Source organism: Mesobacillus subterraneus (assembly GCF_020524355.2).
Classification (GTDB): Bacteria; Bacillota; Bacilli; order Bacillales; family Cytobacillaceae; genus Mesobacillus; species Mesobacillus subterraneus_C.
Genome location: NZ_CP129019.1, coordinates 172737 through 186807, shown reverse-complemented (window position 1 = coordinate 186807; position 14071 = coordinate 172737). Strand labels below are relative to the sequence as shown.

Annotated in this window: 10 protein-coding genes, 1 pseudogene and 1 other annotated feature; of the genes and pseudogenes, 9 read left to right on the top strand and 2 right to left on the bottom strand. The window is 45.4% G+C overall.

Annotation, left to right across the window (positions count from 1 at the left end):
* Window positions 1-9: 9 nt before the first annotated feature.
* From LC048_RS00825 to chrA, 3 genes are read left to right on the top strand one after another with little or no spacing between them, the layout of a single operon-like run.
* Window positions 10-645: an ABC transporter ATP-binding protein gene (locus tag LC048_RS00825; RefSeq protein ID WP_226601624.1), complete on the top strand. Its 636-nt coding sequence runs from the start codon at window positions 10-12 to the stop codon at window positions 643-645.
* On the top strand, window positions 645-1439 hold the full coding sequence (locus LC048_RS00820; RefSeq protein WP_226601623.1) for an ABC transporter permease: 795 nt from the start codon (window positions 645-647) through the stop codon (window positions 1437-1439). The genes LC048_RS00825 and LC048_RS00820 overlap by 1 nt, the downstream gene beginning before the upstream one ends.
* Window positions 1436-2629: a chromate efflux transporter gene (gene chrA, locus LC048_RS00815; RefSeq protein ID WP_226601622.1), complete on the top strand. Its 1194-nt coding sequence runs from the start codon at window positions 1436-1438 to the stop codon at window positions 2627-2629. Before LC048_RS00820 ends, chrA begins: the two co-directional genes overlap by 4 nt.
* 296 nt (window positions 2630-2925) lie before the next feature.
* Here the strand turns inward: chrA and iadA are convergent.
* Both iadA and yfcC read right to left on the bottom strand, forming a co-directional pair.
* Window positions 2926-4096, bottom strand: a pseudogene (iadA, locus tag LC048_RS00810) (beta-aspartyl-peptidase).
* A gap of 30 nt (window positions 4097-4126) precedes the next feature.
* The gene (gene yfcC / locus LC048_RS00805) at window positions 4127-5623 is read right to left on the bottom strand and encodes a putative basic amino acid antiporter YfcC (RefSeq protein ID WP_226601620.1); all 1497 of its coding nucleotides are present in this window, start codon (window positions 5621-5623) and stop codon (window positions 4127-4129) included.
* A 194-nt stretch (window positions 5624-5817) separates the two neighbouring features.
* On the opposite strand from yfcC, the gene LC048_RS00800 reads away from it, so the two are divergent.
* The 6 genes from LC048_RS00800 (at window position 5818) to LC048_RS00775 (ending at window position 13991) form a co-directional block, all read left to right on the top strand.
* Complete coding sequence (locus tag LC048_RS00800; RefSeq protein WP_226601619.1) at window positions 5818-7848, top strand: sigma-54 interaction domain-containing protein; 2031 nt, start codon at window positions 5818-5820, stop codon at window positions 7846-7848.
* 40 nt (window positions 7849-7888) lie between these two features.
* Window positions 7889-8272: a hypothetical protein gene (locus LC048_RS00795; RefSeq protein ID WP_226601618.1), complete on the top strand. Its 384-nt coding sequence runs from the start codon at window positions 7889-7891 to the stop codon at window positions 8270-8272.
* A 128-nt stretch (window positions 8273-8400) separates the two neighbouring features.
* Window positions 8401-8646: a binding site (T-box leader), on the top strand.
* Between the two features lie 85 nt (window positions 8647-8731).
* Complete coding sequence (locus LC048_RS00790; RefSeq protein ID WP_306049178.1) at window positions 8732-10072, top strand: sodium-dependent transporter; 1341 nt, start codon at window positions 8732-8734, stop codon at window positions 10070-10072.
* A gap of 165 nt (window positions 10073-10237) precedes the next feature.
* Window positions 10238-11743, top strand: coding sequence for a spore germination protein (locus LC048_RS00785; RefSeq protein WP_226601616.1), 1506 nt, complete (start codon window positions 10238-10240; stop codon window positions 11741-11743).
* Window positions 11744-11758: 15 nt separating this feature from the next.
* The gene (locus LC048_RS00780) at window positions 11759-12877 is read left to right on the top strand and encodes a GerAB/ArcD/ProY family transporter (protein WP_226601615.1); all 1119 of its coding nucleotides are present in this window, start codon (window positions 11759-11761) and stop codon (window positions 12875-12877) included.
* Entirely contained in the window at window positions 12867-13991 is a 1125-nt protein-coding gene (locus tag LC048_RS00775; RefSeq protein ID WP_226601614.1) for a Ger(x)C family spore germination protein, read from the top strand. Before LC048_RS00780 ends, LC048_RS00775 begins: the two co-directional genes overlap by 11 nt.
* Window positions 13992-14071: the final 80 nt, after the last annotated feature.

Genomic DNA, 14071 nt, shown 5'->3' with positions numbered 1-14071 from the left:
AGGAATAGCATGTTTGAACTGAAGAATGTCAGAGTGGATGGTATTTTACAAATTCAGCAGCTGATGATTCCGAAAAACCAATTCACCTGTATCCTTGGGCCGAGCGGAAGCGGCAAGTCGACGCTGTTGAGGCTTTTGAATGATCTGTCCAGTCCTGACGAAGGGGAGATTTTCTTTAGAAACCTACCCGTCAGTGAAATCGATCCCCTGCAGCTCAGAAGAACGGTTGTGATGGTGTCGCAGGCGCCGGTCATCTTTGATGGCAGCATTGAAGATAATTTGCAGATTGGCCTTTCTTTTTCCGGAAAAGAAGCAGCTGAAGTTCCAGAGATGGAATCAATGTTAAAGCTGTTTATGCTGGATAAAAACCTAAGCGATGAAGCGGAACACCTATCCGGAGGCGAGAAACAGCGACTTTCCTGGGCAAGGGCCATGGTGCTTGATCCCGAAGTGTTTTTGCTGGACGAGCCAACTTCTGCGCTGGATGAGGATACAGCCCGTACTGTGTTAACAAGGTTTCAGGAATATGCGAAAAAGAATTCGAAAACGGTCATCATGATCACTCATTCGAAGGAACTTGCCGAGCTTGTCGCCGAGAATACTATTGACATGCCCAAATATTCCATTGAAAGCGGGGTGCGCTGATGGATGATGTGATGGATTTATCGTTTCTGCAGCTTGCTGCTGCTTATATCTTCATCCTGATATTGATCGTCATCGTCAGGGCCCGCGGGATTCGGCGGGAGAAAGAAATCCTGCTGGCTACTGTGCGGATGTCCCTCCAGCTAGTCCTGGTCGGATACCTGCTCGTCTATCTTTTTGATAATCCGAATCCCTTTTATACGTTAATGATCATTGCCATCATGCAAGTATTTGCGATTTATAATGTCTACAAACGGACAAAGCAGCCGCTAGGGGTTGGGATGAAAAAGCATATCGCCTATGCAATGGGTATTGGCATCCTGACGAGCTTATTCTTTTTCATTCTGGTTGTGCTCGACGTCACGCCATGGTATGAGCCTCGTTATTTTATCCCGATTGCCGGGATGATCATCGGCAATTCGATGACCGGGGTTTCGCTCGGAGTGAATAATCTGATTTCGGGATTTACATCGCGGAGGGCCGAGATTGAGGGCGCACTGATGCTTGGCGCCACCCCAAAGGATGCCGCCAGGAAGGTGGTCAACGAGGCGTTTGATTCTGCCATGCTGCCAACGATCAATTCGATGGTCGGGATGGGAATCATATTCTTGCCTGGAATGATGACGGGACAAATACTTTCTGGGACTTCCCCCATCGTTGCCGTGGAATACCAGATTGCGATCATGCTTGGGATAGTGGGAAGTGTGTCGCTTACGGTGATTTTATATTTGCAGCTCGCCTATAAGTCTTTTTTCAATGAGCGTTTTCAATTAGTTATAAAGGAGTTAAAGAAATGACAGAGAAAAGAAGTGTTACATTCCAGTCACTGCTGGAGATATTGATGGTTTCAACCAGGCTCGGCCTGACGTCGTTCGGCGGGCCTGTCGCCCACCTCGGTTATTTTCATGAGGAATATGTCCGCCGCAGAAAGTGGATGGATGAAGAAAGCTACGCAGATTTAGTGGCATTATGCCAGTTCCTGCCCGGACCCGCAAGCAGCCAGGTCGGCATCGGCGTTGGTTTGATGCGCGGTGGATTACTGGGAGGATTGTTCGCATTCCTTGGATTCACACTGCCTTCGGTATTGGCACTCATTATTTTCGCAATCATTTTACAGGGATTTGATGTTGGCGATGCCGGCTGGATTCACGGACTGAAAATTGTCGCCGTCGCTGTCGTTGCCCACGCTATCCTGGGAATGGCGCAGAAACTGACTCCCGATTTGCCGCGGAAAACCATTGCTTTATTTGCGCTCGCTGCAACGCTGCTTTGGCAGACAGCATATACGCAAATCGGCGTCATTATCATTGCAGGGATTTTAGGATATGTATTATTCAAGTCCCACACTGCAACAGATGATCAAAGAATGACTTTTTCGATTTCCAAATCTGTCGGCTATGTAAGCCTGGGATTGTTTATCAGCTTATTGATTCTCCTGCCGATTTTACGTGAAGCAACTTCATTGAACTGGATCGCAATGTTTGACAGCTTTTACCGTTCAGGTTCGCTCGTGTTTGGCGGAGGTCATGTTGTCCTGCCATTGCTCGAGCGTGAATTCGTGCCAACAGGCTGGCTGAGCGAAGAAGCCTTCCTTGCTGGATACGGTGCTGCCCAGGCTGTTCCTGGTCCTTTGTTCACCTTTGCTGCCTATATCGGAACTGTAATCAATGGCTGGCAAGGCGGCCTGCTCGCGACTGTCGCGATTTTCTTGCCGGCATTCCTGCTGGTTCTTGGGACACTGCCATTCTGGGACGCGTTAAGAAGAAACAGCAAGATCAGCCGGGCACTGATGGGGGTAAATGCAGCTGTAGTTGGAATTTTAATCGCAGCCTTTTACCATCCAATCTGGACGAGTTCCATTCTAGAGCCGATTGATTTCGTGTTTGCAGCCGTGTTGTTCAGCATGCTGGTGTATTGGAAGCTCGCGCCATGGATCGTCGTTGTAACTGGAGCTGTTGGCGGATTGGTTTTGTATATGATTTTTTAAAAAATCCGGGCATTTGCCCGGTTTTTTGCTGCTTGAAAAAAGATTTAATTGATTCAGTACTAATTATTCCCGCCTCCGATATCCTGTAATGTGGGTTTATTGGCGAAAGTAAGATTTTATCGACCTCATTTTTGAATTTATCGGCGGATTTTCAAATATATCAGCCACACTTTCGAATATCGACCACTTTTCCAGATATATCGACCAAGTTCGTAATACAGGCATACTTAACATAGTTTAGAAGGCATTTTGCAGATAAAAAGAACCTTGCCCACATACAGACAAGGTTCTCCAAATCATTCAAATGTCCCTTTTACAGTTGGACTCCCATTCTCTACCATAACCTTCCCCATGGCGATGACGGTTTCTATTTGATGATTCTCATCCAACAGGACAAGGTCTGCATCTAATCCAGCTTCAATCCGGCCCTTTTTGCTTCAGCTTCAGGATTGAAGCAGGGTTGGCCGTAATCACACGGATGGCCGTTTCAAGCGGAATCCCCTCCGTTAAAACAGCTTCTTTAACTGCTTCATACAATGAGGAAACCTGTCCGATCTGTAGGCCGATCAATTCCCCATCCTTATCGAAATCAGGCAGGCTGGCCTGTCCATCGGATGTGAAAGTAATCTGGCTGATATCCACTCCCGCTTCGAGCATGCGTTTCAGGGCGACGCTGCACTTCACTTCGCCTTCTTCCAAAAACTTCGGAATCGAACTGGTTGTAAAATCGATCCAGCCGCCTTTTTTCGCGTATTCTATTCCAGCTTCAAATAGGTGCGGATTGCGGTTCATATGGGTCGGGTAAAATTGGCGGATCGGTATGTCCGTTTCCTCGATTACCTGCAGAATCACTTTCAGATGGTCAGGGCTGTCACCGACATGGACATTGACGATACCGCTTTTACCGGAAAGCATCCCGCCAATCCGGGCTGCCGATGCGATCTTAGCCAGTTCCTCAGCAGTCGGCTGTGAGGAGCGGTGGTCGGCAATCGCGATTTCCCCTGCCCCGATGATTTTATCGATTAAAATGATATCGTCTTCGATTTTACCGGTCAGTGTTTTGACAGGGACCTGGTAGGACCCTGTCTGCACATAGGTGGTAATCCCTTCTTCTTCAAGTCCGCGTGCTTTGGCAATCAGGCTCGTCATTGTTCTTGTTGTCCCGTCGGTACCAAGAACGCCAACCAGGGTGGTAATCCCGGCAGTCGTAGCCTGTGTCAGCTGGATTTCAGGAGTCCTGGTGTGAAACCCGCCTTCCCCGCCGCCTCCAATGAGATGGACATGGGAATCAATGAATCCCGGTACGACCTTTTTTCCTGTCGCATCAATAACCTGAGCCTCGACAAACCCATCAGGAACTTCAATTTCATCCTGGATGAATCCTATTTTACGATCAACAAGCAATATATCTTTTTTTCCAAGGTAATCTGGTGCGTAAATGTCTCCATTCTTGATTAGCGTCAGCACTAGGGTCCCCTCCTGCAATCTTTTTGCCCATTATAAACCAATGGATACAGCAATGATAATAAATGTGATTGATACTGCTACTAACAGCAGCATGAATTTGAAAATGAACTTTGCCCATACTCCCCAGTCAATCCGGGCTGCCCCCAGCGTGCCAATCAATGCAGCGGAAGTCGGAACGATGATGTTTGTCAAACCGTCTCCCAACTGGAAAGCAAGGACCGCAACCTGACGGGAAACACCAGCGATATCAGCAAGCGGCGCCATTAAAGGCATCGTCAATGCTGCCTGGCCTGACCCTGATACGACGAAGAAATTGAAAACGGATTGGAACAAATACATGAACACCGCAGAAACCGATGCCGGCAAATCACCGATCGCCTGGCCTGCTCCAAATAGCATTGTGTTAAGCACGGATGGTGCATCCGGACTGTCGCCGCCAAGGATGATGACAATTCCTTTCGCCATACCGACAACAAGAGCGGCTGGCAGCAAGTCCTTCGCGCCGTCAATGAATCCATCTGCTATATCATTGACCTTCATATTGTTCAATTTAAAAATAACACCAATGATTCCGGCCACAAGTCCGATTGTGAAAAACTGTGAAGCGATTTCCGGAATATAGTAAGCATGTTCTATAACTCCCCAGATGATCCAGGCGATTCCAACCACAATCGTTAAAATAACCAGGCTGTGCCCTAGGCTGAACTTCACTTTCAAATCTTGGTTCTTCATATCCTTACGGAAATAATCGTCGCCTTTATAGGAAAGTGACCTTACCGGGTCCTTCTTGATGCTTGCTGCATAACGCCAGGTATAAGCAATTCCGAGCAGCGTGAATACAGCCCACATTGCCATGCGGAACGGTGATTCGGACAAAACCGGCACGCCAGAGATCCCCTGCGCGATAGCGACACCGAACGGATTCATCCATGATGTTGCGAACCCTATCTGTGTTGCTACATAAGTAATCATCACGCCTGTAATCGCATCATATCCAAGCGCAACCATCAATGGCACAAGAATCATCGCAAAGGCGATCGCTTCTTCTCCCATTCCAAAAACTGCACCACCCAGTGAGAACAAGAAGAACATGATCGGAATAATAAGGATTTCCCTGCCCTTTGTCTTATCGATGACATTCAGGATGCCTTCCTCGATTGCCCTCGTCCTCATGATGATGCCAAAAGCTCCGCCAATAATCAGGATAAATGCCACAACTCCGACAGCAGAACCCCATTTATCACCAGAAACCAACCCTTCAAAGACAAAGTTCAGGAAACCTGCTTCCCCGCCTGCTTCGAACAAATCTGTTCCTTTGTGGACTGGATTCCCTTGTTCATCTTTTACAATCTGAAAACTCTCCGGATCCAATACCGTCTTCGTTTTTTCCTCGCCATTGTCAGTATAGGTGATTTCCTTCGTTTCGAACTGGCCCACCGGCACGAAGTACGTCACGATTGCCGCAAGCATGACAACGAAGAACACAATGACAAATGTGTGCGGAACCTTCCATACTTTATTTTCCATCCTTAAACCCCCTTGATTTTATAAAACAAGTCCTCATTTAAAGTTTTTGCAATTTTCGTGCCAATAATTAAATGTTCACTAAATCTTTGTAAACACTCACTTTCAAGCTAAAACCCATAATTTTAAAATGGTTCTATGTGGTTCTTTTAAATGGTATAATAGTATCAAAAAAGAACCAAAGAGGACCAATTAAAATGAAAAAACAGCTTATTCTTTTAGCAGGAACAATGGAAACAAGGTTGGCCTTGGAAGACCAACTAGAAAGCATACTAGGAAATTATGTATCAATCCAAAGCTATTCGTCTGACGAATCCTTGCCGGAAAGGATTTCTGATACAATCGTTATCTATTCATCCTACCTGATCGAAGCAGAAGTCGAACATGTCATTGGAGAAAACTGCGAGGTCATCATCGCAAACAGGACGATCAACCACCAGTATATCGACAGGTTGTTCAGCCTCCCCGCCGGCACCAATGTCCTCTATGTTAATGACTTTCCCGAGAGTGTCAATGACTCCATCCACACCTTAAAAGCGCTTGGAATAGATCATTTACAATACCATCCCTACTTTCCCGGCACAAAATACCCCCAAGCAATCAATATTGCCGTCACCCCCGGGGAAATGGAACTGATTCCAGATTCAATCACCACAAAAATCAACCTCGGCGTCAGACTGATCGATATTCATACCATCATGAAAATCGTTGACCGACTCGGCCTGCCGGAGGCGCTCGGAATTCAAGTCGCTGACAGGTATACGAGAAGGATCATTGAATTAAGCCAGAAACTATCTTTCCTTAAAGAGGAAGAAGCCAAGTTAAACCAGTACCTGAAACATGTAGTCGATGGCGTGAATGACGGTATCATGGCACTTGATTCCATAGGCAGCATCACGGTTTTTAATGATGTTCTGGAAAAAATCACGGGCATACCGAAAGAAAGGGCCCTAAACAGAAAGGTAAATGACATTTTCCATAATCCCGATCTTCTGCATTTCTTGTTGAAAGACATTGATGCTGAGGTACCTTATCCGTTTCTGGTTAGGCAAACGAATGTCATGGTCCACCGGATGCCGATTACACAGGAAGAAACGGTTGTTGTCACGTTCAAAAACATGGACGAAACGATTGAAATGGAGAAAGCAGTCAGGCTCGAGCTACAAAAGAAAGGATATGTCGCGAAGCATACTTTTGAAAACATTCTCGGCAAAAGCAAAGCAATCAAAGAAACGAAGAAAATCGCTCGAAAACTGGCAAGGACCCACCTGTCAATCCTGATCCAGGGGGAAAGCGGAACCGGGAAAGAGCTTTTCTCAAGTGCCATGCATATGGTATCGAGCCGGAAGGACGCTCCATACCTGGCGATAAACTGCAACGCACTGCCAGAAGATCTGCTGGAGAGTGAATTGTTCGGTTACGAAGAAGGCTCGTTCACAGGTGCAAGAAAAGGAGGCAAAAAAGGGGTATTCGAACAGGCTGACGGTGGCACACTGTTCCTCGACGAAATCGGTGATATCAGTATGAAGCTTCAGGCAAGGCTATTACGTGTGTTACAAGAACAAGAGATTCGCCGGATTGGCGGAACCAGGAATATCCCCGTCGATGTGCGAATCATCGCGGCCACGAACAAGAATCTCAAGGAAATGATTGAAAAAGGTGAATTTCGCGAGGATCTTTACCACCGTTTGAAGGTATTGTCACTCAGCTTACCTCCACTCAGGGAGCGCAACGAAGACATTCCATTATTGGTACAGCATTTTATCTATGAAAGCCATAAGCCCAAAGCAAAAATCGACCATGAGGCCTTAACCAGATTATCAGAGATGCCTTGGACTGGAAATATCCGCGAGCTAAAGAACACTTTGCTGTACATGATCGCTGTTTCAGAAGGCGAAACCATTTCCACTGAAGATCTCCCTGTCGACCAGCAGGAAAAAAGGCACCTACCTGAAACTGACCTGACTGGTTATAAAAAGGCCGAAGAGTACAGAACCCTTCTACAATTGATAAAAGAATTGAACTTGTCAGGAAAAAGTGCAGGCAGGCCTCAGCTCAGCCTTATGATGTCAAATACCAGCAGCCCGCTTACCGAACAGCAAATACGCCTGCGCTTAAAAGAACTCGAACAACAAGGCTTAGTCGTAATCCGACGCGGCAGAAGCGGAACGATGATCACCCAGAAAGGAATAGAGGCACTAGAACATCATCATCATCATGACTTATAGCATATAATGAAAAGCAAAGGGATGTCGAGGTGGTGGATAGATGTGTGTATCAAATAATGCAATCGAACATCAAGCATACCATTATTCCGAAAAAATTCAGGAGAGCTCCTTATACAACATTGTACGAGTTGATTTTAACGGCGGTACTTTTATTAAAAGTGTCGAGGGGATATCCTTTAAAGACGAGTTTCAAGACATGGAGAACCTTCCGTTGATTAAGAGTTTGATTTTACAATCAAAAGCGGGAAAACAATTTAGTGTAGAGCCGGATGAGTTGGGCGTTCAATTTGCTAAAGGCTACCTTAGCTACAACCGGTATCTTCTAGCTAAAAAACAGGAGTCCCGGAAATTGATTTATTATACTTTGGGATCCACAGGTTTATTCACTGCTATGGCCTGGAGTTTTGTAAGTTATTTTCTATAAGTATTTTACTTCACTAGCCTAAATTATTAGGATCACCTACAAGATGTGCTATAAAACATCTGGCTTTATAAATCAATCCTTGACACTCTTTCATTATCACACTATAATTTCAATTAATATTTTAATAAGTTGAAGCGTTGAAGAGAGTCTATTAAGCCGGTCTCCCTGTTAATAGAGAATCAGTGGGTGGTGGAAACTGATACAAAGACATGGTGAATTTCGTTCTTGGAGCTTTTTCTTTTAATAATAGCTGTTTTCGCAAGGACGAAAAGAGTATTATCAAAGGAACGGTTGTGGCCGTTATCCAGTAACTTGAGCGGGAAGCAGCATGCTTCCAAATAGGGTGGTACCGCGTGTTCAGCCACGTCCCTATCCAGATTGATGGATAGAGGCGTGGCTTTTTATTTTGCCCAAACATCAGTCATGCAGCTGAAATAGAGAGAAAAGGGAGATATCAACATGGAGAGAGAACAATGGTCATCGAAAATTGGGTTCATTTTGGCCGCAGCTGGTTCGGCGATTGGCATCGGGGCGATCTGGAAGCTGCCATATGTAACAGGAGTGAGCGGTGGCGGAGCATTTTTCCTGATGTTCATCTTATTTTCGTTATTCATCGGCCTGCCTCTATTGCTGGCGGAGTTTATCATCGGACGCAGTACCGGCAAGGAAGCGATTCGCGCCTATTTAGCAATCGCGCCAAAAAGCAAATGGTATTTGATCGGGATACTCGGAGTCGTCACCAGCTTTGTGCTGCTCAGTTTTTATAGTGTTGTCGGCGGATGGATCAGCCTCTATTTTGTAAAAGGACTGGCTGGCGGAGTGATTGATGAAGGAGTTGATTACGGAGGCTTGTTCGGACAGACGATCAGCAGTGCATGGAGTGTGCTCGCTGCACAGGCTGCCTTCTTATTAGTCACGATTTTGGTCGTTGCCAAAGGCATTCAATCTGGGATAGAAAAAGCAAGCAAAATCCTGATGCCGGCTTTATTCCTGCTGTTCATCACCCTGATCATCCGATCGCTGACGCTTGAAAACGCACTTGCTGGCGTAAAGTTTTTCCTGGCACCTGATTTTTCAAGCATCACTTCAGAAAGCATCCTGTTTGCGATGGGACAATCCTTCTTCTCGCTGAGTGTCGGTGTATCTGTGATGGTAACGTACAGCTCATACTTGCCGAAAAAAGGCAGCATCGTCCAGCCCGCCCTGTCGGTTGTCGGAATGAACCTGTTTATCGCACTGCTTGCCGGTCTAGCAATCTTCCCAGCTGTTTTCTCACTTGGATTTGAACCGGCTGAAGGACCAGGTCTGCTATTCGTCGTCCTTCCAGCTGTCTTTGAAAAAATGGTATTCGGCGAGCTATTTTTGCTTCTATTCCTGGTCTTGTTCCTGTTCGCGACACTGACTTCAGCGTTCTCGATGCTTGAGATCGTCGTTGCTACACTTGCAAAAGGCAATCAGAAAAAGCGGGCAAAATTTGCCTGGATAGCCGGTGGCATGATTTTCCTGCTCGGCATCCCTTCTGCCCTGTCATTCGGGATAATGGCAGAAACGACGATTTTCGAAAAAAACATCTTTGACACAGCTGATTTTCTTGTAAGCAACATTTTGATGCCATTCGGAGTATTGCTGATTTCCATCTTTGTCCCGCTTAAAATCAAGAAGGAAGTACTTCGCCAGGAGCTTCTAAAGGATTCAAAAGGAGGCAACCTGTTCTTTAACCTCTGGTACTATGTGATGAGGTTTGTCGTGCCTGTCGTCATTATTATAGTGTTTTTAGATTCCCTTGGAGTTTTATCATGAGAAGCTGACAAAATGTCAGCTTCTTTTTTTTATCATAAGCACTTAGATTAGTGTCGCTTCTGCACCTGAGCTTCTCTTAATAAAATCACAAAAACTATCAGCAGTATAATTTTTCCGACACAAGCAAAACCTGTAGAGTAGATGATTGAATCGGAGGGATTTTTGATGTTCTTCAAGAAACACAAAGCCGTAGTCGACAAAAGCGTCAAACAAAAAAACCTCGACGACAAGGAATTAATCCCTGCAGATAAGGACGATTTCATCCGAAAAATGAAGGAGCAATTTCATGACAGTGCCGATTTAAATATCAAGGAACTCACAAATGGCTTTACACTGGTTTTCTTTGATACTTTGACTGATAAAAAAATGCTCAATGAAAATGTACTCGCTCGACTTGAAGATTCTCACGTTTCCCCAAACGAAGCGCTAAAGCATATTACCGTTTCCAGTACTTCCAAACTTAAATATGTTGATGTCCTGGTTGAGTCACTTTTAAAAGGGGCCGTCGCTGTCCATTCGCCAGGCCACACTGTGACCATCAGTGCAATGGTCGGTACTCAAGAAAACCGATCATTGACCCGTCCGGAAAATGAGTCTCAAGTATTGGGTCCGCAAATCGCCTTTAATGAAAGCCTTGCGACCAATATATCTCTTATCCGCCGGTACCTTACCAATCCAAATCTTTGCAATGAAAGCTTTTCTTTAGGAAAACAAACGAACTCAGCGATTTCGCTTCTTTATTTAAAGGAAATTGCGGATGATGAGATGGTTGACCGAATGCGCCAGCGGATCAAATCAATCGAAATTGATGGTATCCTAGATAGCTCGATTTTGGTACAGCTCATTGAAGACAATTCATTCGCCATCTTTCCTCAACTGCTGCTGACAGAAAGACCGGATCGCGCCTGCGCCTGGCTGTTGAACGGTAAAATGCTCGTGCTGGTTGATGGCAGTGTACAGGTTATCGGCGCACCGCAAACATTCATTGAATTTTTCCAGAGTATGGAGGACGAAAGTGTCAGGTGGCAAATCGCGACGTTTATCAGGGCTTTGAGGGTATTTTCAATGATTGTATCGATTTTCTTCACTGCGATCTATGTAGCAGCTCTGACTTTTCATTATGAAATTATCCCACAAACACTGCTGATTCCGCTTGGTGAGTCAAGATCTCGAGTGCCCTTCCCGCCCATAATAGAGGCATTATTGCTGGAAACGATGATTGAACTCTTGCGGGAAGCAGGAGCACGGCTGCCAACGAAGGTCGGCCAGACGATGGGTATCGTTGGCGGTATTGTCGTCGGGACAGCTGCAGTAGATGCAGGATTCACAAGCAATATCCTGATCATCATTATCGCTGTTAGCGCACTCGCTTCATTTACGACGCCAAACTACATGATGGGCAATGTCATCAGAATCCTGCGTTTCCCATTAATTATTTTGGCAGGAATGTGGGGATTTTACGGACTGATGGTCGGATTTTGTTTCCTGCTGATCCATTTGCTTCGCCAATCCAGTCTTGGGACGCCGTTCTTGGCTCCCTTTTATCCGCCTAGGTTTGAAGATTGGCGCGACAGCATCATTCGTCTTCCAATCGGGTGGACCAACAGCCGCCCGGTACAGGCAAGGCCATTGGATCGATTGAAATACAGATATCGAAAAAACAAAAACTAAGTTGTGGTGTTATGAATGAAAATTCACATCGAGCCCAGGCCCCAAAATATGGTCAATACATTCCTGCTCATCTTTGTTATCCATTCAATGCAGCTGGGTGTTGGAATCCAGGGATTTCAGCGGATCATCTATATGGAAGCAAGGCATGATGCGTGGATTTCCGTCATTCTCAGCGGGGTTGCCACTGCCATCATAGGGTTCATAATGGTGAAAACTTTAAGTTTATATGAGAATTCAGATCTATTTGGAATCCAGTATGATGTGCTCGGAAAATGGCTCGGAAACCTGGTTAATATCCTGTTTGTTCTCTACTTTCTTGGAAGCTTCCACATCATCATCCGTAACTATATCGAGGTCATCCAGGCATGGATCTTCCCCGAAGTACCGAACTGGCTGCTAGCTCTGACTCTCGTTTACCTTGTATACTACGGCTTGAATGGCGGGCTGCGGACAGTGGTGGGTGTCAGCTTCTTCAGTGTCATCCTATCCCTGTGGCTGATCCTGCTGCTCGTCTATCCCGCTCAATTTGCGAATTGGGATTACTTATTTCCAATGTTTGAAGCGAACATAACCGAAATGTTGAGAGGCGCAAAACAAATGACGTTCACAGTGATTGGCTTTGAAATCATTTACGTCATCTATCCCTTTTTAAAAGAAAAGGACAGGGTCCATAAATATATGCAATATGGTCTTGGCTTCACGACCATCCTGTACCTTGCACTCATGGTTGTTTCTCTTGCCTATTTCAGCGGCGGCCAGCTTGAACGAACGATTTGGGGTACGCTATCCCTTTTTAAAATTGTCCGCTTCCCCTTCATTGAACGGTTTGAATACGTGGCGATCACTTTCTGGGTCCTGCTGATTCTTCCAAACCTGATGCTCTATATGTGGGCAGCAACCCGGGGGATATCAAGGATTTTTAATAAGAAGGAACAGAAGGTCAGCTGGATGCTTCTTGCATTTATTTTACTGACCCTGTTTTTCCCGCTTACAAGGGTTCAAATCAATTTGTTTAACGACTACTTCGCCAAGGGAGCATTCTACATTGTTTTTGCCTATCCAATCCTTCTTTTGGGTGTTGTCCTGATCAAAAAGAAATTTTTCCGTAAAAAGGATGAGGCCAATGCGCAATAAAATGAATAAACTCATGATTCCCATACTGATCATTCTCCTTTCTGGCTGCGCAGAACAGAAAACACTTGAGAAGATGGGTTTGCTTACCACGGTGGGTTATGACATTACCGAGGATAAGCAGATCCTGGCCACAATGGTGCTTCTCCAAATCGACCCTGAGGCGCAGCAAAGTTCGATCATCCTGGCCGCAAAGTCAGCAACAAGTAAAGGAGCGAGAAATGAGGCCGATCTAAAAAGCCCGAAAAAATTACAGTCAGGGCAGCTGCGGGTAGCCCTATTCAGCGAAGATGTCGTCCGTTACGGTCTTATCAATCTGGCAGATACACTTGCCCGGGATCCCTCCATAAGCGATCTTACCTATCTGGCGGTTGTCGAGGGAAATACCAATAAGCTACTGAACCAAAAGAATGAACAATTCTCCGATATCAGCCAGCTCATATACAAGGAACTGGACCAGAACATTAAAGGAGAAAAAATCCCATCTTCCACCCTACAGGAAGTCATGCATGATTATTACGCACCAGGCATTGATCCAACGATGCCCACGATAAAAAGCGATAAAGGGATTATTAAAATTACCGGAATGGCTCTGATCAAGGATGACCAAATGGTCGGTAAAATCAGTGCGAATGAAGCCTTTTACTTAAAGCTGATCAATGACCGCTACAAGGCGGGAGCTATTGAATTGGAGGTCAGCAAAGAAGGTTTTGAGTTGCCAGAGTCTCTTACCGCTCCCGATAAGCTGGCCGTAGTGCTAGACACAATCCAAAGCAAAAGTGAAATTAACCTGATCAGCAAGGACCATCTCCAATTTGAACTGAACATCAAACTAAAAACAAGACTGCTCGAAATCAACCAGGCATTGGACTTAAAAAACCCGAAATACGTAAAGCAACTCGAAGAAAAGCTAGAAGAAAAAATCACTTCAGATATTGAAAAATTAATCAAAAAAGCACGAGAGTTAGAGGCCGACCCATTCGGAATTGGAGAAATCTATCGAAAAAGTGTCAGACACGCCAACTTGACCACTGAAAAATGGCACAGCATGTACCCAGAGAGCAAAGTCGATGTGAAGATTGAGTTTGAGATATTGAGGACTGGGGTTGTTGAATAAAATATGTTCGATGAAAGAATTCTCATGGGGCCTAACAAATTTTTATTACGGAGGCCAGGCCCCGTAAGCCTAGATGATAC